Source organism: Maribacter stanieri, assembly GCF_900112245.1.
Lineage (GTDB): Bacteria > Bacteroidota > Bacteroidia > Flavobacteriales > Flavobacteriaceae > Maribacter > Maribacter stanieri.
On record NZ_FOYX01000001.1, the window covers coordinates 1367249 to 1389466 of the forward strand.

14 protein-coding genes and 1 tRNA gene are annotated in these 22218 nt (G+C 35.7%); 8 read left to right on the plus strand and 7 right to left on the minus strand.

What is annotated here, in order from left to right; translation table 11 throughout:
- Nucleotides 1-126: 126 nt before the first annotated feature.
- The 6 genes from BM296_RS05895 to dnaE form a co-directional block, all read right to left on the minus strand.
- Nucleotides 127-753 carry a hypothetical protein gene (locus tag BM296_RS05895; protein WP_091902088.1) on the minus strand — a complete coding sequence of 209 codons (627 nt, stop codon included), beginning with the start codon at nucleotides 751-753 and terminating at the stop codon, nucleotides 127-129.
- 321 nt (nucleotides 754-1074) lie between these two features.
- A complete protein-coding gene (locus BM296_RS05900) occupies nucleotides 1075-1293 on the minus strand; it encodes a hypothetical protein (RefSeq protein ID WP_091902090.1) in 219 nt (72 codons plus the stop codon).
- 500 nt (nucleotides 1294-1793) lie between these two features.
- Nucleotides 1794-1867: transfer RNA gene (locus BM296_RS05905), tRNA-Asp, on the minus strand.
- Nucleotides 1868-1939: 72 nt separating this feature from the next.
- Entirely contained in the window at nucleotides 1940-2869 is a 930-nt protein-coding gene (locus BM296_RS05910; protein WP_091902092.1) for a DUF58 domain-containing protein, read from the minus strand.
- Nucleotides 2870-2988: 119 nt separating this feature from the next.
- Nucleotides 2989-3306, minus strand: coding sequence for a thioredoxin (gene trxA / locus BM296_RS05915; protein WP_027065108.1), 318 nt, complete (start codon nucleotides 3304-3306; stop codon nucleotides 2989-2991).
- Nucleotides 3307-3518: 212 nt separating this feature from the next.
- A complete protein-coding gene (gene dnaE, locus BM296_RS05920; RefSeq protein WP_091902093.1) occupies nucleotides 3519-7955 on the minus strand; it encodes a DNA polymerase III subunit alpha in 4437 nt (1478 codons plus the stop codon).
- Between the two features lie 412 nt (nucleotides 7956-8367).
- Here dnaE and BM296_RS05925 point away from each other — a divergent pair, with 412 nt between their 5' ends.
- The 8 genes from BM296_RS05925 to BM296_RS05960 all read left to right on the plus strand — a co-directional run bounded on the left by BM296_RS05925 (nucleotide 8368) and on the right by BM296_RS05960 (nucleotide 18902).
- Entirely contained in the window at nucleotides 8368-8943 is a 576-nt protein-coding gene (locus tag BM296_RS05925; protein ID WP_027065106.1) for a 30S ribosomal protein S16, read from the plus strand.
- A gap of 13 nt (nucleotides 8944-8956) precedes the next feature.
- Complete coding sequence (rimM, locus tag BM296_RS05930) at nucleotides 8957-9484, plus strand: ribosome maturation factor RimM (protein ID WP_091902095.1); 528 nt, start codon at nucleotides 8957-8959, stop codon at nucleotides 9482-9484.
- 190 nt (nucleotides 9485-9674) lie between these two features.
- The gene (locus tag BM296_RS05935; protein ID WP_091902097.1) at nucleotides 9675-12026 is read left to right on the plus strand and encodes a PSD1 and planctomycete cytochrome C domain-containing protein; all 2352 of its coding nucleotides are present in this window, start codon (nucleotides 9675-9677) and stop codon (nucleotides 12024-12026) included.
- Nucleotides 12027-12028: 2 nt separating this feature from the next.
- Nucleotides 12029-13522 (plus strand): DUF1501 domain-containing protein, encoded by a 1494-nt coding sequence (locus BM296_RS05940; protein ID WP_091902099.1) that lies wholly within the window; start codon nucleotides 12029-12031, stop codon nucleotides 13520-13522.
- Nucleotides 13522-14556: an NHL repeat-containing protein gene (locus BM296_RS05945; protein ID WP_091902101.1), complete on the plus strand. Its 1035-nt coding sequence runs from the start codon at nucleotides 13522-13524 to the stop codon at nucleotides 14554-14556. The genes BM296_RS05940 and BM296_RS05945 overlap by 1 nt, the downstream gene beginning before the upstream one ends.
- A complete protein-coding gene (locus BM296_RS05950; protein WP_091902103.1) occupies nucleotides 14553-15359 on the plus strand; it encodes a chitobiase/beta-hexosaminidase C-terminal domain-containing protein in 807 nt (268 codons plus the stop codon). Before BM296_RS05945 ends, BM296_RS05950 begins: the two co-directional genes overlap by 4 nt.
- Nucleotide 15360: 1 nt before the next feature.
- Nucleotides 15361-17418, plus strand: coding sequence for a chitobiase/beta-hexosaminidase C-terminal domain-containing protein (locus BM296_RS05955; protein WP_091902105.1), 2058 nt, complete (start codon nucleotides 15361-15363; stop codon nucleotides 17416-17418).
- A gap of 35 nt (nucleotides 17419-17453) precedes the next feature.
- The gene (locus tag BM296_RS05960) at nucleotides 17454-18902 is read left to right on the plus strand and encodes a sulfatase family protein (RefSeq protein ID WP_091902107.1); all 1449 of its coding nucleotides are present in this window, start codon (nucleotides 17454-17456) and stop codon (nucleotides 18900-18902) included.
- A 32-nt stretch (nucleotides 18903-18934) separates the two neighbouring features.
- On the opposite strand, the gene BM296_RS05965 is transcribed toward BM296_RS05960, so the two are convergent.
- On the minus strand, nucleotides 18935-22195 hold the full coding sequence (locus tag BM296_RS05965; protein ID WP_245786970.1) for a VCBS repeat-containing protein: 3261 nt from the start codon (nucleotides 22193-22195) through the stop codon (nucleotides 18935-18937).
- Nucleotides 22196-22218 lie beyond the last annotated feature (23 nt).

Below are 22218 nucleotides of genomic sequence, written 5' to 3' on the forward strand. Positions count from 1 at the left end.
GTTATTTTGTTCGTGCACTCGACAATAGCTTTTTACTTAGCTTAATTTGAATCCATACATTTTATGTTTAATTCAAGCTCGCTATTGCAGTCAAATGTTGATTTAACTATTTATTCTTTCATAGATTTAATCTTTTAATTCAATGAGAGACAAGAAGCTGTTTGGGATAGCATTAATTATTTCATGAGCATGGTATTTGTGTGGATTTATAATAACTATACCTTCTAAATTATTTTGGATTTTGTTCTTATGCATAAAGTAAAAATCGCCTTCAACCGTTTTGTTTTCTCCACTTTTTAAAACAATCGCTATTATTTTATAATATTCATAATTTTCAGCTGGCTGGTTAAGTGTAGGTTTTAAATCACATTGTCTTTTTAATATAAACCTACATTGATAAAGGTCGTTTTCTATTGCAATATTCTTGTTTTTATTAGGATTAAATATTTCATTTAAGTAATGTTTAATAATGAATTCTAAACCTTGAAACCAGATTAATTTATCTAGAGTAGAGTGATTTTGAATAAGGTTATCGTCTAGACCTGTTGTTCTAATTAATTCAAATTTCGTATCATCTACAGCAGAGCCTTTCTCTGAGCAATAACTACATACTATTTCCTCATTAATCAAAACTTCTTTAAAAGTGTTAATTCCAATATATGCTTCATCAGGTGCGGTTAAGGGAAAATGATTGGTTGAACAGTTTCTGCATTTACAGCAAATTACTTCAAAGCTGATTTTTCTATTGGTCATATGTTTTATATAGTTTCCTCGGTTTAGCAAAACATAATACAGAGGTAATCAAACTTTTTGTTTGTGAATTATGTTAAGGTTAACTGCTTTTTTTGATTTAAAGCGAAAACAAAGGTTATAGTGATTCTATAAGTATTGAATAAGTTTTTAATCTAGATTTTAAATTATGCTTTTTTGCCATATACAGCAAATGTTGGTCCATCTAAATCTTTGTTTTTAAAGAATACATCTATCTTGTGTAGTTCTTTAAGGTCTTGATTCATTAACGATATTAATTCCTTTTTAAATGCTCTAATTTTTTCATAATGTAAAATCCCGAGTTCATGATTTTTTTTTCTTCATCTCTGAGGGTAATTCCTCCTTAATATAGTTAGATATATTATTGAAAAGAAAAATATGTAATTCAGTTACTTTTTGTTCAGTTTTATTTCCTAACCAAAATGAATTGTCCAATAAGTTGATCAATTGATATAAATAGCTGTTAAAAAGTTCGTCATCAAATAGAATTGCATGAATTACGTTGTCTTCAATCTGGGTCATATTCGATAATTTATTAACATATTCAAACTTTCATATGCTATAAGTCGTTTGTCTAAAATTTTTTTATAGTAATCTTTTTTATAGTTAGAGTTGTGAAGTCTCCAATTAAATATAGAAGTAAATATTGCTGATAAAATAGAACTTGAGATTATAGCTAAAATGATTTCTAAGTAGGACATTTAAGTTTTGATTAAATATTATCTTTTCTTTTAAACCAAACTTTTACGAGGTAAGTTAAATAGGTTGGATATGTATTGCAACAAGTGAATATGTTCAATGATTATATCGTACTTGTTGGGACTAAGATATTAAATAGGTGAGAAATTACTCTAATGAATTTGAAGTATCTTTCATTTATACATTTCAAATAAATCATATCCTAAAATAGACATTCTATAAAATATTAAAGAATTTTAATTTTAGTCGTCCCCTCATTCATCCCCTAAAAAGAAAAAAGCCTTGTAAACTTAGTGTTTACAAGGCTTAGCATAATTGCTTTGCGGTCTGGACGGGACTCGAACCCGCGACCCCCTGCGTGACAGGCAGGTATTCTAACCAACTGAACTACCAGACCGTGGCGTTTAGCGAGTGCAAATATATGTAGTTATTTGTATTGCGCAAACATTTTTTTTACTTTTTTTTCTGTCTAGAGAAATTTATTTCTTTCTACAAGAAAAGTATTGAGCACTGTAGAGAAATCTCGCTGTATATCTATGTCAACATATTTGATTTTATATTGAGCGCATTTCATTTTAATATCAGATAGATACGTAGTAATTCGTTCGTTATATGCTTCCTTGATATTGTCTGCATAAAGGTCTAAATGCTCCCCCGTTTCTACATCAACAAATCTTTTAGGTGTATTTTCAAAATCGAAAAATAATTCACGTTGCTTGTCCATCGGATGAAAAAGTACCACATCATGCTTGTTATATTTTAAATGACGTAGAGCTTCGAACAATTCTTCATCATTTTTTTCTGTTTGAAACATGTCCGTAAATAAAAAAATGAGACTTCTACGCTTAATATTCTCTGCAATTTGATGTAAGTAGGTGTATGTTTTGGTCTCTTTTGGTGGGTTTTTTGCCAGGCTCACTTCATTCAATTGTGCTAATAGCATTTGAAAATGACGTTCACTTCCTTTTTCAGGAGCGTAGTAGTTATATGCATCAGCGTAAATACTTAAACCTACTGCATCACGCTGCCTTTTAAGCACGTTCATTAATGCGGCTATAGCTAATACGCTAAAACCAATTTTATTTAAAGAGTCAATGCTTAAATTATCTATTTTCGGATAATACATAGATGCTGAATTATCCAATATCATATGGCATCTTAAATTTGTCTCTTCTTCGTAACGTTTGGTGTAGAGTTTGTCTGTTTTGGCAAAAAGTTTCCAATCTATATGTTTGGTGCTTTCGCCATTGTTATAGATTTTGTGTTCCGCAAATTCCGCAGAGAAACCATGAAAGGGACTTCGGTGTATGCCACTGATAAAACCTTCTACTACTTGGTTGGCAAGTAGCTCTAGATTTGAAAATAGGGTAGACTTGTTTAATTCTGATTGTAGATTCACAATATTAAAGATAGTAAAGACAAATCAACTATAAGGATAGGTCTAAATAAAATTGACCCAAATAAAAAGAGCTGACATATGCCAGCTCTTTTTATTTATAATATTATACTTAGTAGTGCTTACAAAGCTGCATCAATAGCATCTGTGTAAACTTTCTTAGGTGAAACACCTACTTGTCTGCTTACAATTTCGCCATCTTTGAATACTAATACGGTAGGTATGTTACGTACCCCGTATTTAGCAGCAAATTCTTGATTTGCATCTACATCAACTTTACCAACAACAGCTTTGCCGTCATATTCAGTACTAACTTCGTCAATGATAGGACCTACCATACGACAAGGACCGCACCATGCTGCCCAAAAATCTACTACTACTGGTTTATCGCTTTTTAAAACTACCTCGTCAAAAGTAGCATCTGTTATTTCTAATGCCATCTTATTTACTTTTATTGATTATGCAAATTTAGTCAATTATTCTTCTGTTTCCTTACGGGCTTACAATTCGTTTTACCTATAACGGTATCAAGCTAATTTATTAATCTTTATCGTTATTTTCTTACTTTTTGCTGCTACATGAAAGTTATAAGTGTGTCAAGATTTCATTGATTTTTCATTAAAATCATGTAAAAATACCACAAGAGGTATGTCTAATTCAGCTTAAAGTGAACGTCTTGTTTTTCTAAAAGTTGTAATAACTCACTTGAAATATGCACTTTTTGTTTCCTACTATTTAAATTCACTTTTATTTTTTCTTCCATCTCATAAACAATAAAATTGATAGCGTGCTCTCCTTTATGATTGGTGAATGTGTCTTTTAAAGCTCTTACTTTTTCTTCTTTCAGATCGGCAATGTTCAGTTTTATGGTAAGCTTTTTAGCGTAGGTTTCCATTACTTCCTGTAATAGCATGAAGCTATTAAATTGCATTCTTGGGTCCCCTTTTTTGCCAGTATCCTTATTCATCCACCCATCACGAACAAATAACTTCACGTAGGCGAAGGAATTGATCATTAAGAAGTGCCTAAATTTAAGATACTCCTCCCCAAATATTCTAAACTCATAAGAATCCGTATAATCTTCCATGGTGAAAGCTGCCCAACCTTTTCCGTTTTTGGAAACCCTATGTTGCACGTCTGTGATTACCGCGGCGAACGTAAGTTCTCGGTTTACATAAGTAGGTAAATCATGCACACAAGCTATGTTTGCATTACAAAATGCTTTTACTTCGGTTTTAAAATCATCTAATGGGTGACCGGAGATGTAAATACCAACAACTTCTTTCTCCCTTCTCAGTTTTTCCATCGTACCCCATTCTTCACATGGTGGTACTACAGGTTCTGGTATTTGTACTTCGCTGGCATCACCAAATAAACTTACTTGACTAGAGTTTTCGCTCTCTTGAAATTTGGCACCATACTTAATAGTTTTTTCTAAAAATGTGACCCCATCTCCCTCATCATGAAAATATTGTGCTCTGTGAGTGTCTCCAAAAGAATCAAATCCACCGGCAACTGCTAAACTTTCAAATGCTTTCTTATTGGCGGCACGTAAATCAATTCGTTTAGCAAAATCGAACACAGATTTATACGTTCCTTCTTCTTTTCTATTTTCTACAATAGTCTCTACGGCACCTCGACCAACACCTTTTACTGCGCCCATTCCAAAACGAACAGCACCGGCATCATTTACCGCAAATTTGTAATACGATTCATTGACATCTGGACCTAATACATCCAATCCCATACGTTTACATTCTTCCATGAAGAACGTAACTTGTTTAATGTCATTCATATTATTACTCAGTACCGCAGCCATATATTCGGCAGGGTAGTGGGCCTTGCAATAAGCAGTTTGGTATGCGATCCAAGCATAGCATGTAGAGTGAGATTTGTTAAAGGCATAGGCTGCAAATGCTTCCCAATCTTTCCAAATTTTTTCTAATTTATCGGCTGCATGGCCTTTTGCAGAAGCTTGTTCAATAAACTTAGGCTTCATTTTATCTAGAACATGCTTTTGCTTTTTACCCATTGCCTTACGCAAGACATCGGCTTCACCTTTTGTAAAGTCAGCCAATTTTTGCGAAAGCAACATCACTTGCTCTTGGTATACGGTGATACCATAGGTCTCTGCTAAATATTCTTCACAAGCATCAAGGTCATAAACAATTTCTTCAGTACCATGTTTACGGGCAATGAAACTTGGTATGTACTCCATTGGACCAGGACGGTATAATGCGTTCATTGCAATAAGATCTGCAAAAACAGTAGGTTTAAGGGATCTCATGTGTTTCTGCATTCCGGGAGATTCATATTGGAATACACCAACTGTTTCTCCTCTTTGAAAGAGCTCGTATGTTTTTACATCATCTAATGGAAAATTCTCTGGATCTAATTCAACACCATGTTTGGCTTTTACAATTTTAACGGTATCCTTGATTAAGGTTAGCGTCTTCAATCCCAAGAAATCCATCTTCAATAACCCCGCATCTTCTACGACCGAGTTATCAAACTGGGTGCAATACATTTCGGAGTCTTTCGCCAAAGCTACCGGAACGAACTTAGTAATATCATCTGGGGTGATAATTACACCACAAGCGTGTATACCTGTGTTACGTACAGAGCCTTCTAGAATATATGCTTGGTTTAAAGTTTCAGATTCCAGTCCGTCACCTTCAGAAATCGCCAAAAGTTCATTTATCTTAACTAAATCTTCTGCCCTAAATTTTGCCTTTAAGATTTTTTCATCAACCCCAATAATCTTTTTTAGCTTAGACATATCGGGTATCAACTTCGCCATGCGGTCAGAATCTTGCAAAGGCAAATCTAAAGCACGAGCCGTATCTCTAATTGCAGATTTGGCAGCCATGGTACCGTAAGTGATAATCTGTGCTACTTGATTTGAACCATATTTGTCAATTACATAATCCATCACACGACCACGTCCTTCATCATCAAAGTCAATATCAATATCGGGCATACTTACACGATCCGGATTTAGGAAACGCTCAAAAAGTAAATCGTACTTAATTGGGTCTAAATTCGTGATCCATAAACAATAAGCAACAGCGGAACCTGCTGCAGATCCACGCCCAGGACCTACAGATACATCCATAGCTCTTGCGGCCCTTATGAAATCTTCCACAATCAAGAAATAACCAGGGTAACCGGTTTTCTCAATAACTTTAAGCTCAAAGTCTAGTCGTTCATCAATAGCAGGTGTTATTTCCCCGTATCTTTTTTTGGCACCTTCATAGGTGATGTGACGTAGAAATTTGTTTTCCCCACGTTTACCGTTATCTAGTTTGTCTTCTTCAAATTGAAATTCTTCAGGAATGTCAAAGGCAGGTAATAATACATCACGTGCTAATGTAAAAGTTTCAACCTTATCTACAATTTCTTGAATATTGATGATTGCTTCAGGAATATCCTTGAATAGCTCCTTCATCTCTTCCGATGATTTAAAGTAGTATTCCTGATTTGGTAAACCGTAACGATATCCACGACCACGACCTATAGGTGTAGCTTGTTTTTCTCCATCCTTTACACATAAAAGGATGTCATGAGCATGGGCATTTTCTTTAGCTGTGTAGTAGGTATTGTTTGTAGCGACTAATTTTACATCGTGTTTTTTTGCAAATTGAATCAATACTTGGTTCACACGGTCTTCATCTTCTTGACCGTGGCGCATGATTTCAATATATAAATCATCACCAAAAGTTTCTTTCCACCAAATTAGCGCTTCTTCAGCTTGGTTTTCACCAACATTTAAAACTTTGCTAGGTACTTCACCGTATAAGTTACCGGTAAGCACCATTACATCTTCTTTGTATTGCTCAACAACTTTTTTATCTATTCGGGGAACGTAGTATTTTCCGCTGACAAAGGCGATAGAAGACATTTTAGCCAAGTTTAAGTACCCTTTTTTACTCTTGGCAAGCATTACTATTTGATACCCATTGTCTTTTTGTGATTTATTGGTGTGGTCTTCACAAACTTGAAATTCACAACCAATAATAGGTGTAATCTCTATTTCTGGCTCTGGTAATTCGTTTAAAGGTTCTTGACCTTCTTCTAAAGTTCCATTCTGGGTAGCTTCATATCTTTTAAGATTTGCTTCATTTCTAGAAACAACACCTTTATTATGATTAATGACACCGTTTACAAAGTGAAAGGCACCCATCATATTCGCATGATCCGTCATTGCAACCGCAGGCATTTTAGCTTTAGCGGTATTGGCGATTAAATCTGGAATACTTGTGGTGGACTGTAATATAGAGAATTGAGTGTGATTGTGTAGATGTGCAAAATTAGCGGTCTCTAGCGTAGCTAAGTTCTCTTGAATTTCTTCTTGAGAAACTCCGCCAGTATCTTTTGCCCAAAGTGCATCGGCAATTTTTTTCGATGCTTTTTTAAGGTTTATGTGCTTTAAACCAATAAGCTCGATCTCTTTCGGATTCGCTTCAGAGAAATTCTTAAAATAATCTGGTTGAACATCTAATTGTTCAATGGTGTATTGCTGCTTACGGATAAGTTCAAGAAAACAACGTGTAGTTGCCTCAACATCGGCAGTCGCATTATGCGCTTCACCGAACGGTTCGCCAAATAAAAATTGGTGTAATTCTGTTAGCGTAGGAAGTTTAAATTTACCACCTCTACCACCGGGAATTTGGCAAAGTTGGGCCGTATGTTCGGTACAGGTATCTAAAATTGGTAATTCTTGTAATGGGTTTTCAACACCTAACCGGTGAAATTCAGCCCCCATAATGTTAAGGTCGAACCCTACATTTTGCCCGACTATAAATTTTGTTTTGGACATGGCAATGTTGAACTTCTCTAATACTTCAGATAAAGAAATACCTTTTTGCTCTGCTAGTTCAGTAGAAATTCCGTGAATTTGCTCTGCATCATAAGGAATATTGAATCCGTCAGGGCGCACCAAATAATCTTGATGTTCAATACAATTACCCATTTCATCATGCAACTGCCATGCAATCTGTATACAACGTGGCCAGTTGTCGGTGTCCGTAATAGGTGCATTCCAGTTTTTTGGAAGACCGGTAGTTTCGGTATCAAATATGAGGTACATAGCGAATTTTCTGAGTGTTCAACGCGGTCAGATGATTGACCTAAAAAGTGCCTATAAAATTACTAAAAAGGACTTGTTTGATGAAGCAGAGTTGCTAAGAGTTATTAACGAATGAATTTATTGGGTTTTTTTTGATGATTATTTCATTGAAATTCACCTTCTTGTAATTTCATGTATTAGTCTAGAACCGATAGCATTTATTGATGTTTTATGAGTTTTAAGTTTCTTGTAAATTTTAAATGAAATATTTTTCAGTAATCACTGTTTAAATAACTGCAATTGTTAATTGTCAGTTCGTTAAAATCAATTATATTTGCACCCGCTTTGAGATTAGCTTTGCTGGTTGATGGCGAACGAGTTAAAAAAATAGAATTAATAATCAAGGGTCGGGCACCCTACAAATTAATGTGATATGCCAGTAAAAATTAGATTACAAAGACACGGTAAAAAAGGAAAACCATTCTATTGGGTAGTTGCTGCAGATGCAAGAGCTAAAAGAGATGGTAAATTCTTAGAGAAATTAGGTATCTACAATCCTAATACCAACCCTGCAACAATTGAACTTAATGTTGATAGTTCAGTAAAATGGTTGCAAAACGGTGCACAACCTACAGATACAGCAAAAGCTATTCTTTCTTATAGAGGTGTACTTTTAAAGCATCACTTATTAGGTGGTGTTCGTAAAGGAGCATTAACAGAAGAGCAAGCAGAAGAAAAGTTCAACACTTGGTTAGCTGAAAAAGAGCAAGCAATTGCTGATAAAGTTGGTGGTTTAGATAAAGTGAAAGCTGATGCTAGAGCTGCTGCATTGAAAGCAGAAAAAGAAGTAAACGACAAGCGTGCCGCTGATGCTGCCGCTGCTGCTTTACCAGAAGTTGCTGAAGGTGAAAACGCTGAAGCTGAAGTAGAAGCTGTTGAAGCTGCTGGTGAGCCAGAACAAGCTGTTGAAACTCCAGAAGCTCCTGCTGCTGAAGAAGATAAAGCATAATTTTTAAGAGACGATGCGCAAGGAAGATTGTTTCTACCTAGGTAATATCGTTTCAAAATATAGTTTCAAAGGGGAGGTGCTAGTAAAACTAGATACCGATGATCCCGAGATTTACGAAAACATGGAATCAGTATTCGTTTCTTTAGGAAACAATCTGGTTCCATTTTTTATTAAAAGATGCCGCCTCCATAAATCAAACTTACTTCGTATAGATTTTGAAGAAGTGAAATCAGAATCTGATGCAGATCGCATTATGAAATCTGGACTCTATTTGCCTCTTACTATGTTGCCAAAACTTACCGGTAATAAATTTTATTATCATGAAATAGTAGGTTTTACTATGATAGACGCTGTTCATGGAGATATTGGTATTGTGCAAAGCGTAAATGATACTACGGCACAAGCATTGTTTGAAGTACAAAAAGAGGATAAGCAACTGCTTATTCCCGTAAGCGATGATATCATTACCAAAGTAGATCGCGCCAACAAAAGTATTTTTGTAAAAACCCCCGAAGGTCTGGTAGACCTATACTTATCTTAATAGTACAATACCCGCTATTTATTATTAGTCTTTTACTAATAGTAGTGAGATTTTGTAAGACTGATAATATTTTAATTCATTTTTGAGAATTCTAATATTATTTAGCTTCTTTACTTCGTTATTGGTCGAATTTTAACTGTATGTGGTTGGTAAACTTTGTAAGTTCATGACAGTTTAAAAACCACCACTAATGACCAAGAACTTTACGACTGATTTTTTCAGGTTTACCACCGTAGCTTTTATCTGTTGTATTTTGTTGAGTTGTTCTTCTAAATCTGAGAAGACAATTGCTTTAGCAAATAATAGTACTCAGAATAGTGTGCCGGAAAAAATCGATTTTACCTTTCATGTAAAACCAATTTTATCTGATCGTTGTTTTAAATGCCACGGTCCAGATAAAAATGCGGTTGAAGGCGACCTTTCTCTACATTCTGCCGAAGAGGCTTACAGAGCTTTAGGTAAATTAAAAGTTCATGCTGCAATTGTGCCAGGCGACCCTTCTAAAAGTAGCTTGGTGGAACGAATTTTTACGGAAGACAGTAATTTAATGATGCCCCCACCAGAATCTAATTTGGTTTTGGAAGATTTTGAGAAAGCCATCCTAGAAAAATGGATAGCGCAGGGAGCTGAGTATAAAACACATTGGGCGTTTATTCCTCCAGCTCCACAAGAAGTGCCTAATAATGAAGAAAGTAACGATTGGGGTACTAATGAAATAGATGCTTTTGTTCTTAGTAAGTTAACGGAGAAGAATATGAGTCCGAGCGATAGGGCTTCTAGTGAGAAATTATTAAGAAGGGTTACGTTCGATTTAACTGGACTACCACCTACTATAAGTCAGCTAGAAGAATTTAAAGCAGATCCATCTAAAGAAAAGTATGAAGAAATAATAGACTCATTATTATTGTCTGTGGACTATGCTGAGAATATGGCTGCAGAATGGATGGATATTGCAAGATATGCCGATACTCATGGATATCAAGATGATTTTGAACGTACAATGTGGCCTTGGAGAGATTGGGTAATTCATGCATATAAACAGAATATGCCTTATGATCAATTCGTAACATATCAATTAGCTGGGGACTTGTTACCCAATGCCAATTTAGAACAAATATTAGCTACCGGTTTTAACAGGAATCACAAAATAACTGCCGAAGGTGGGGTGATTCCTGAAGAATACCGGGTTGAATATGTAGAAGATAGAAATACAACGTTAGGTACGGCATTTTTAGGTCTTACCTTAGAATGTGCCCGTTGTCATGATCATAAATATGATCCTATAAGTCAAAAGGAACATTTTCAATTTTATAGCTTTTTTAATAATATTCCTGAAAAGGGATTGTTGGCTAATGCAGCGGAATTACCAGAACCATATATAAAAGTAACCTCAAAAGAAGTAGATGATATCTTAGGATTTATCAATCTTGAAAAAAGTGAAATGAAAGAGGTGCCTGTAATGGTGATGAAAGAAATGGATAAGCCTAGGTCAACTTTTATATTGGAAAGAGGAATTTACGATCAATATGGTGCTGAAGTGTTTCCTGATACTCCTGAGTCCATTCTTCCTTTTGATGAGTATCCTAAAAATAGATTAGGCTTGGCGCAATGGTTGTTTGAAGATAAACATCCACTTACGGCCAGAGTTGCAGTTAATAGATTGTGGCAGCGTATGTTTGGTAGTGGTATTGTAGCTTCATCGTTCGATTTTGGTAATCAGGGGTCGTTACCTACGCATCCGGAGTTACTAGATTTTTTGGCTATTAAATACAAGGATGAAGGTTGGGATACGAGAGCAATGTTGAAATATATTGCCATGTCTGAAGCCTATCAGCAGGATACAAAATCAACAATAGAAAAATTAGAACAAGATCCAGAAAACAAATATTTGGCTCGTGCATCTCGTCTACGTCTATCTTCAGAGTCCATAAGAGATCAGGCTTTAGCGTTTAGTGGATTATTAAATAAAGAAGTTGGCGGACCAAGTGTTAAGCCATATCAGCCAGAAGGTATTTGGGAAGAAACTACCGGTGGAGGTGGTGGTAGCACGGCTTCTTATACTCTAAGTGAAGGTGATGATGTCTACAGAAAAAGCTTGTATACTTTTTGGAAGCGTACCGTGCCACCACCAAGTATGATGACTTTTGACAGTAGTTCTAGAGATTATTGCTCGGTAAAACGACAAGAAACAAATACGCCGCTACAGGCATTGGTTTTACTAAATGATCCCCAAATGGTAGAAGCTGCTAGGGTTGCTGCAGTGGGTGAGATGATAGCAAACCCTAATGCTGAAAATGAACAGATAAAAACATTATTCTACAAGGCTACATCTAGACTGCCAAACGAGATTGAAACCCAGTCTTTAGTGGATTATTATGATGATATGTTGGCTAAAGTAGAAAGCGGTGAAATCTCTGCAGAAGAATATTTAAGTATCGGTAGAAGCGAAGTACCAACAGATATAAACAAACAAAAGTTGGTCGCCATGACGTTGACGGCACACACAATATTGAATTTAGATGAAACTATAAATAGAGGCTGATTATGAGCGAAAAGAAAATAGTTGAGGAGCGGTCCCTTATATTAAATAGAAGGTCTTTTTTAGGTAAAGCGGCAATGGGTGTTGGCGGAATAGGTCTGGCATCTTTATTGGGAACCAATTTATTTAGAAAAGGTGAAAATGGTTTGTATACTGCCGATAGTGGTCCTGCGGGTGTAAAAGGAGTGTTAGATTCTTTACATCATCCATCGAAAATAAAAAGAGTTATATACCTGTTTCAAAGTGGAGGACCTTCACAATTAGAATTATTCGATTATAAACCACTACTAAATCAACGTAGGGGCGAAGATTTACCAGAATCAATACGTAATGGACAACGTTTAACGGGTATGACTTCTGGGCAAGATAACTTCCCTTTGGTTGGCTCTAATTTTGGTTTTCAACGTTATGGCCAAAACGGGACTTATATAAGTGATTTGTTGCCGTATACTGCTAAAATGGTAGATGATATCTGTATTGTGAAGTCTATGTATACAGAGGCCATTAATCATGATCCAGCGGTAACCTTTTTTCAGACTGGATCACAACAACCGGGTAGACCAAGTATTGGTTCATGGCTAAGTTATGGTTTAGGTAGCGAAAATGAAAACTTACCTGCCTTTACAGTATTATTATCAAGAGGTTCTGGTAGACCAAATGGTCAGCCATTATATACTAGACTATGGGGTAATGGATTTTTACATTCCCTTCACCAAGGTGTGCAATTTAGGGCGGCTAAAGATCCAGTTCTTTATCTTAATGACCCTAAAGGTACTACTGCCGATGTTAAAAGGTCAATGTTAGATAAATTGGCTGAACTCAATGATCAACATTATCAAGAATCTAACGATCCAGAAATTCAAAGTAGAATAGCACAGTATGAAATGGCTTATAGAATGCAAACTTCTGTGCCAGATGTAATGAATACTGACGGTGAACCAGATTATATTTATAAAATGTACGGTTCAGATGCTAAAATACCTGGTACGTTTGCTGCAAACTGTTTGTTGGCTAGGCGCTTGGCAGAAAAAGATGTTCGCTTTATTCAATTATATCACATGGGGTGGGATCAACATGATAACCTACCTGGTGCTATACAAAAGCAAGCCAAAGATGTAGATCAAGCATCTGCTGCATTAATTGCTGACCTAAAACAACGTGGTATGTTAGAAGACACGTTAGTGGTTTGGGGTGGCGAGTTTGGAAGAACAAACTATTCTCAAGGTTTACTTACAGATACTACTTATGGTAGAGATCACCACCCAAGATGCTTTACCATGTGGATGGCTGGTGGCGGAATTAAACCTGGTATTGTTTATGGCGAGACTGATGAATTTGGATATAATATTGTAAAAAATCCTGTGCACGTACACGATTTTCAGGCTACTATGCTTCATCAATTGGGTATTGATCATGAAAAATTCACCTATAAATATCAAGGTAGACGCTTTAGACTTACCGATGTAGAAGGAAAAGTAATCAACGATATTTTAACGTAATGGAGAGAAGAACCTTTATAAGAAATACTGCTGCTGCATCTGCGGGATTGTTAACATGTTCCTCTGTAGGTGCAAGCTTACTCGAGTATAAAGATGCCATTATTGGTCACGGTAGTCATAAATATAAGATAGATCTAAATTGGGGAGCTTTGAATCCTAATTACTATCCTGTGAACGATTGCCATGAAATGGTACAAGATTCTAAGGGCAGAATTTTACTACTAACCAATCACACCAAAAATAATATCATAGTTTACGACCGTTCCGGTAAACTGTTAGAAACCTGGGGGACAGATTATCCTGGTGCTCACGGGTTAACATTGAATGTTGAAAATGGCGAGGATTTTCTTTATATATCAGACAACAGCAGGCATGAGGTTATAAAGACAACTATTGACGGGAAGGTGGTACAAATTTTTACCTATCCTAAAGAATCTGGAAAATATAGCGCTAAAGAACAATATATACCTACCGAAACTACCATAGCTGAAAATGGAGATGTGTATATAGCAGACGGTTATGGTACTCAATATATTATGCGTTATAATGCAAAAGGGGAGTTGCTGCAGACTTTTGGAGGGAAGGGAGATGCTGACCATTTATTTAATAACGCTCATGGTATTTGTATGGACACAAGAAATGGGAAAAACCCAGAGCTATTAATAACGGCTAGGCAACAGAATAAATTAAAACGTTTTACGATGGATGGTGAATTTATAGCGAGTATAGATTTACCTGGAGCTTTTATTTGTAGACCCGTAATTAAAGATGATACTATTTATTTGGCAACGATTTGGTCTGGTGATGGATCAGATGGTACAGGCTTTATTTCTATTTTAGATAAAGATAATAAGCTGATTTCTGCACCAGGCGGATGTAAACCGGTTTATGGTAAGAATGGTTTAAATCCGATGTTTCAATCTATTAAAATATTTACTCATCCGCACGATGTTTGTGTTGATGAAGATGATAATTTGTATGTAGCGCAGTGGAATTCTGGAAAGACATACCCTATAAAATTGAATAGAATATGATGAAACGTACATTCTATTCTTTGTTCGCAATAATTATGTTGTGTCAGGCATGTATTTCTCAGAATACGGTGTATGCATCTACTGATATGTTTCAATTATCTGACCCGCGCATAAATGTTTCGGCTATTTTTTTTGAATCACATACTACGGTAACTATCAATGTAGATTTAGCTAATTCTGTAGTAAAATATGCTATAGACGGTAGTCCTGTTAATCAGAATTCTAAAGTATATACTACACCGTTGAAAATGACGGAGAGTGCTGTAGTTAAAGCGAAAGTTTTTCATCCGGATTATTTGGAAAGTCAGGAGGTTCAAATTGAAGTAGTGAAAATTGCGAATAAAAGGGTAATTAAAGAAATGGTATTATCTACAAAGCCTAACGATAGATACCCAGGTTTGGGCTCTGCGGGTTTAATGGATTTTACTAAAGGTAGCGCTCAATTTGGTGGTGATAAACAATGGATGGGTTTTCAAACAGATACTATTTCCGCTGAATTGAAACTTGATGAAAATGTTGAAATTTCTCAAGTTATTATTAGTGCTTTGACAAATCAATCTAACTGGATTTTTGCTCCTGGAAAAATTGAGGTTTTTGATGATGGAAAAATCGTTGGTACAACAACTTACCCTAAGAGTGATAAAGAAACTTCAAATAGCGCAACTTTTCTTAGTGTTCCTTTAGTAAAGGGCAACTATGATAAATTAGAGGTTGTGGTTTATCCATTAAAGTCAATACCGGAATGGCATCAAGGAAAAGGTACTACACCATGGGTTTTTATAGACGAAATAATTATACAATAGCATGATTCAATTAGGTATACAAATAGGGCATCTTCACCCGCTTTTCGTTCACTTGCCCATTGGTATTATTATGCTTGCCTTTATCTTAGAAGTATATGGTAGAATAAGAGCAAAAAAATCTTTTAGTGAGGTGGTTGAATTCACGCTATTAGTTGCGGGTATTACGGCATTATTGTCTTTAGGTACAGGTTGGCTTTTAGGTGAAGAAAGTGGCTATGATGAAGATTCACTTTTTTTACATAGATGGATGGCGGTAGCCTTTACCGTTACTACAGTATTACTTTATTTAGTGAAGCGCAGTAAAATAGGTTGGGTAAGCAAAACATACATCCCAATGTTCTTGATGGTACTTGGCTTAATTAGCCTAACCGGACATTTTGGTGGGAACATGACCCATGGAGAGGATTATTTATTTATTGAGGAGCAAGAAGAAATTGTTATAACCAATATACAGGAAGCTCAAGTTTATGCTCAAGTTATTCAGCCAATATTAGATGATAAATGTGTTAGCTGTCATAATGCTAACAAAGCAAAGGGAGGCTTGTTAATGAGTAATCCTAACGAGATAACTAAGGGTGGAGATAGCGGCAGTCTTTTCGATACCATTTCTGGAGAAGAACATTCGTTATTTTTAGCGCGAGTTCATCTTCCTTTGGAGAATGAAGACCACATGCCGCCAAAAGGTAAGGTTCAATTGACCGATAATGAAAAAGCATTGTTAGAGTGGTGGATAGAAAATAAAAATTGTTTTGAATGTAAAGTAAACGAACTGCCAAGAGAAGAGAAAATGATTGCTGTTTTATCTTCGTTAGAAAAAGATACTTCTGCTATTGCGGTATTAGCCAAAGAAGCGCAAGAAGTGCCAAAAGAATGGATACTAGGAGTTAGAAGTGCAGGTGTATCTGTACAGACTCTATCTGCAAAAAATCATTTAATAGCTGTTTCCATGGCTAGTATGGATTCAATAACCGCGGATCAATTAGAGCTGCTAGAAGAGTATGCTCCTAATATTATTGAGATGGATTTTGGATTCAGTAATTTTAATGACGAGCTAATGTCTAGCTTAAGTCCGTTCAAAAATCTACTTAAATTGAAGTTGCAACATACCAAGGTAACGGATGCTATTAGTGAAGAATTAAACGAATTTGAATTATTAGAATCTTTAAATCTTTATGGTACTGCCATAACCGATAAATTGATATTTAAGTTAAAGGATAATAAAAAGCTTCAGAATATATATTTATGGAAAACAGATGTAAGTACAGACGGGTTAGTCCAACTCCAAAAAGACTTACCTGGTATCACTATACAGCAAATAGGAGCTGATGTTTTTAAGGCAACTGTTTTAGATCCGCCAACTATCATTAGTGAGGCTAGTTTTTTTTCTGATAGTTTAAAAATCAGTATAGAAAGTCTTTTTGACGGTACGGACGTATATTATACGCTTGACGGTACTGTACCCACAGAATCATCTTTGAAGTACGACAACGATATTATTTTAACAACTACCGCTAATGTAAAGGCAATAGCGGTGAAGAAGGAGTGGGAGCCAAGTTTTGTAACGGAAAGAACGTTTATCAAGAATAATATCGCTTACGCAAATGTAAATCTACTGTCGACCCCTAACGAAAAATATAAAGGACAAAAAGGTAAAACCTTAATGGATCAAAAACGTGGTTCTACAAATTTCGTGGATGGTAATTGGCTAGGTTTTGAAGGTAAACATCTAGATGCTATAGTAGAATTAAAGGAACAAAATTCAATTTCCAAAGTATCTATAGGAGCATTGTCTGCACCTGCCAGTTGGATTTTTTATCCAACTGCATTTGTAGTATCTGTTTCAAATGATGGTACAAGTTTTAAAGAGATTGGCAGAAAGAATATGGGAGAAGAAGATCCAAATGCAGAAGTAAAACTTACTTTTTTCGATTTAGATGTAACGCCAACCAATGCCAAATACGTAAAGGTGTCCATTAAAAGCCCACTAAAGAACCCTAATTGGCATACGGATCCAGGTGGTAAAAGCTGGATTTTCATTGATGAGGTGGTGCTAAATTAAATTTTGTCTATCCATACTGCTAAATCTTATAAAAGATGAAAAAATATAATATGATTACTAAATTGAATTGTTTACTCGTACTATCAATTTTTATTGGACAGCAGATAATAGGTCAAAATGCTAATGTAAAAGAGTCTATTCAACCAAATATCATTTTAATATTTACGGATGATCAAGGCTATAATGATGTAGGTGTTTTTGGTGCCGATGATATTGAAACTCCGAATCTTGATCAAATGGCAAAAGATGGGGCAAAGCTAACTAATTTTTATGCCGCCCAAGCAGTTTGTTCAGCTTCTAGAGCTGGAATCTTAACAGGCAGTTACCCAAACAGAATAGGCGTACATAATGCTTTTATGCCTAATAGTAAGGTTGGGTTAAACCCAAGTGAGACTACCCTTGCCGAAATGTTGAAAGATAATGGATACGCTACCGCTATTTTTGGGAAATGGCATTTAGGCGATGCACAAGAATTTATGCCGAATAATCAAGGTTTTGAGGAATATTATGGAATACCATATTCTAATGATATGTGGCCCTTGCATCCACAACAGGGACCTATTTTTGATTTTGGACCTTTACCTTTATATGAGAATGAAAAGGTGATAGATACGCTTACGGATCAAACGAATCTTACCACCAGAATTACAGAGCGTAGTGTAGATTTTATAACAAGGAATAAAGATAATCCGTTCTTTTTGTATGTTCCGCATCCACAGCCACATGTGCCTCTTTTTGTCTCCGATAAATTTAAAGGTAAATCCAATCGAGGGCTTTATGGCGATGTAATTATGGAGTTAGATTGGTCTGTTGGTGAAATTATCAAGGAAGTAGAGAAAAATGGTTTAACTGAGAATACAATTATTATTTTCACTTCAGATAATGGTCCCTGGTTAGCATACGGAAATCATTCTGGTAGTGCTTTGCCATTTAGGGAAGGTAAAGGAACCGGATGGGAAGGCGGACAACGAGAACCTTTCTTAATTAAATATCCAGAGAAAATAGAAGCGGGTATAACTATTGATGCGCCTGTTATGGCAATTGATATACTGCCTTCTATAGCAGAGGTAACGAATGCAGCGCTACCAACTAATATAATAGATGGCAAAAGTGCATGGAGCCTTTTTACCGGAAAAACAGATAAAAGCCCCCAAGAGGTATATTTCTTTTATTACAGGGTAAATGAATTGTTTGGCGTTAGGTATGGTAAATGGAAATTATATTTTCCACATAGGTATAGAACAATGTATGGTCAAGAGCCGGGAAAAGATGGTTTGCCTGGTAATTATAAGATGATAGATTTAAACCAAATAGAATTGTATAATTTGGAAACCGACATTAGCGAAACAATGGATGTTGCAGCAAAGAACCCCAAGGTAGTCGCTACCATTCAAAAATTGGCAAATGATATGCGAAATAGACTGGGAGATTCTCTCTTGGATATAGAAGGTACCGAGAATAGATTACCTGGTAGAATAGACTAATTCATTTCTAAATTATCTAACAGCTGTAATTGCTACTTTTGAAGTTCAAAAAACTGAAGTGCATCATTGTTGTTTCCTACTAAATAATAATCCTTTTTATTATTGGTAATCGTTATTAATTTTTTGGCATCTTTAGCGGCATAAAAACCAATTTCTGAGCCACGCTTTTCGGTAAAGCTGCCTTTTCCATCACCTAATAACAAGACACCTGTGCCAGCGTCGTTTCTAGGGGTTTCTATTTCCGATACATATAAGTTACCTACAGCAAGAACATCTAACGATCCATCGCCATTAAAATCGCTTATAAGCATGTCGTTGAGGTTGGTTAACTGAGCTAAGTTTGGTAAGTTGGTCATTTTAAATTTTCCATCACCAATATTCTCAATATAGACAGAAGCGAAAGTATCTGCGCTGTAATGCAACGAGTTCTTTAATTTTTCCTCGCCGTAAACATCTTTTAATTCCATGGATGCAAAAGCGTCATACTTTACAATTTTTTTCTTTAAATCTGGAATCTGCTCAGAGGAACAAGAAAAACCTCTAAGTGGGTAATGCTTTTCTTTATTATAATAGCCTAGAACAATATCTGCGTTGCCATTGGCATCAAAGTCATTGTAATACACATCAAAAGGTTTATCAGAGCTAGTTTTGTATTTGTAATTAAGGCCTAAATTACCAGCTATATAATCCATGTCGCCATCATTGTCAAAATCTCCTTGTTCTATGCTAAACCACCACCCGTAAGATGATTTAAAATCTTCCATTTCAAGTTTTGATAAGCTTCCATTGTTGTTTTCGAAGATGGTGATAGGCATCCATTCACCAACTACAATTAAATCTAAATCACTGTCATTGTCATAGTCGCTCCAAATAGCATCGGTTACCATTCCCATGTTTAATAACTGTGGGGATAATGATTCTGTTTTGTTTGATAATTGTCCGTTATCATTAATAAGCAACATACTAGATGCCGGATTAGGGTATTGCTGTGGTGTGTGTCTAGCGCCTATAAAAAGGTCCAAATCGCCATCACCATCATAATCTGCTGCTTTTACAGTAGAACCACTAATTCTAGCGCTATTTAAAATTGCACCTTTTTTAAAAATTCCATTACCTTGGTTTAGATAAATTCTGTCAGTGTAATGGAAATCGTTTTTTGGGTATTCGTTACCACCGCTTACCACATACAAATCTGTAAATCCATCATTATTAATGTCTACAAAAAGAGCGTCGATATCTTCATATGCCGCTTCTTTTTTCCAGAATGCCGTCTCAATTTCTTTGAAACTTCCATTTTGTTCTTGAACAAATAGAGAAGGGGATTGATTTGCGGCACCACCAATATAGAAATCATCTAAACCATCATTATTAATATCACCAGCAGTTAATGCTGGTCCGAACTGCGATAATTTATGAGGTAGTAAAATCTGTTTTTCAAAATCATCAAAGCTATTTTCTATATGGTTGAATTTAGCCGGAAATGATGAAGTCCTATCCGCAAAAAGGTATTTGGAAGATTCTTCTGTTTTCGGTGTTATTTTTTTAGAATCACTAGATGAAATTTTTAAGATTTGATTTGTCTGAATGTTCTTTTTACTAGTAATGTTTCCATTAGGCCATAGTACGGTAAGACTATCTATTTTATTAAGATTGTTTAGTCCAAAATGTAGGGTAGATTCACTTGTAGAATAGATGCCCCTAACATTGGTAGTTTCTAAAGTCTGCACACCTTGTGAGGTGTAAATTTGAACTCTAGCGCCAAAGGTAGGTTTGTAATTATCATCAACTAATTCAATTCTTAGAAAATTTCGGTCGTTAGCCGTTTCAGAGTTGTTTCTGTAAATGAAAGCCTCGTTGTTTATGTTGTTTACTACTAAATCTAAATCACCATCATTGTCAAAATCTGCATATGCAGAACCATTGGAAAATGATTCATCATCTAAACCCCATTCTTTTGAGCTGTTTTCAAATTCAAGTTCTCCTTTGTTTTTATAAGCATAGTTTCTTAAAGGTTGGGAAGGGACCATGCTTACTGCTTTTTCTAGGTCAACTACGTCCCATATACTTTTAATGTTCTGTGCATTAGGGTTTTTCTGAAGCCAATTTGCCCTAGTAGTATTTATGTAATTAGCTACGTTTTTATCAGCATCGGTATTTCTAATATCTCTTAAAAGACCGTTGGTTACGTAGGTGTCTTTTAACCCGTCATTATCAAAATCAGCGATGAGGTTAGACCAGCTCCAATCGGTTGCTGCCATACCGGAAAATTGTGCAATGTTACTGAAGGTTTCATTACCGTTGTTAAGTTGTAACGTATTGTACATGTATTGGAAACCCCCACCATCTTCTACAACCTTCCAGAAAGAACCAATGTTCATTCCGCTCATGTTAGATTTTAATCTAAAGTTGTCTTCCGAGACCATGTCAAGTACAAAAATATCTAGGTTTTGGTCGTTGTTAATGTCCGCAACATCAACACCCATACTGTAATAAGAAGTCTGTTTTAAAGCACTTTTTTCAATACTGGAAAAAGTACCGTCTTGGTTGTTCATGAATAAAAAATCTGGAGCATAAAAATCATTGGCAACATAAAGGTCTGTCCAGCCATCATTATTTATGTCACTTGCAGAAACAGCATTGGGGAATCCGGTTCTATCGACTCCTGCCATTTTAGAAACATCTTTGAAAGTGTCTCCGTTATTTTTATAAAGTTTTAATGCATATTCAGGTATAAGAAGATTATCTGCATTGTGGTATTGAGAAAGACTACCAGGATTTGGTGGTTGCGTTAAAAGAAATAAATCTAACAACCCATCTTTATCATAATCTAAAAAAGTAGCATGTCTTGTTCTTTCAGTATTTGCTATCTGATATGCTTCTGCCTTTTCTTCAAATGTACCATCACCTTTGTTGACGAATAATAGGTTTCTTCGCCATTCAGGATTTTCATCATAAAGCTCTCTACTGACATAAATATCTAAATGTCCGTCATTATTAATGTCCGCAACGGTAACGCCGGTTGACCACCCGTCAAAATTTATGATACCCGCTTCTTCAGTCTTGTCAATGAAGCTTAAATTACCTTGGTTGATGTATAATTTGTCTGGCACCATATTGCCTGCAAAAAAAATATCTTGAAGCCCATCATTATTAAAATCGCCAACACCAACACCGGCACCGCCATAGAAGTTGGCGTATGCAAAAATGTTTTTATCCTTATCGTCTTTTATACGGTTGTTAAAGTCGATTCCTGTTTCATCAGATTTTAGTGAAGTGAAAAGTTTTTCATTCACTTCAATTTCTTTAGTGGTAGTGT

What these genes read in the sequence shown, in the direction of transcription:
- BM296_RS05955 (WP_091902105.1), top strand. Translation starts at nt 15,361, where the DNA reads ATGATTCAATTAGGTATACAAATAGGGCATCTTCACCCGCTTTTCGTT.
- BM296_RS05895 (WP_091902088.1), bottom strand. Translation starts at nt 753, where the DNA reads ATGACCAATAGAAAAATCAGCTTTGAAGTAATTTGCTGTAAATGCAGA.
- BM296_RS05935 (WP_091902097.1), top strand. Translation starts at nt 9,675, where the DNA reads ATGACCAAGAACTTTACGACTGATTTTTTCAGGTTTACCACCGTAGCT.
- BM296_RS05950 (WP_091902103.1), top strand. Translation starts at nt 14,553, where the DNA reads ATGATGAAACGTACATTCTATTCTTTGTTCGCAATAATTATGTTGTGT.
- dnaE (WP_091902093.1), bottom strand. Translation starts at nt 7,955, where the DNA reads ATGTACCTCATATTTGATACCGAAACTACCGGTCTTCCAAAAAACTGG.
- BM296_RS05925 (WP_027065106.1), top strand. Translation starts at nt 8,368, where the DNA reads ATGCCAGTAAAAATTAGATTACAAAGACACGGTAAAAAAGGAAAACCA.
- BM296_RS05940 (WP_091902099.1), top strand. Translation starts at nt 12,029, where the DNA reads ATGAGCGAAAAGAAAATAGTTGAGGAGCGGTCCCTTATATTAAATAGA.
- rimM (WP_091902095.1), top strand. Translation starts at nt 8,957, where the DNA reads ATGCGCAAGGAAGATTGTTTCTACCTAGGTAATATCGTTTCAAAATAT.
- BM296_RS05900 (WP_091902090.1), bottom strand. Translation starts at nt 1,293, where the DNA reads ATGACCCAGATTGAAGACAACGTAATTCATGCAATTCTATTTGATGAC.
- trxA (WP_027065108.1), bottom strand. Translation starts at nt 3,306, where the DNA reads ATGGCATTAGAAATAACAGATGCTACTTTTGACGAGGTAGTTTTAAAA.
- BM296_RS05960 (WP_091902107.1), top strand. Translation starts at nt 17,454, where the DNA reads ATGAAAAAATATAATATGATTACTAAATTGAATTGTTTACTCGTACTA.
- BM296_RS05945 (WP_091902101.1), top strand. Translation starts at nt 13,522, where the DNA reads ATGGAGAGAAGAACCTTTATAAGAAATACTGCTGCTGCATCTGCGGGA.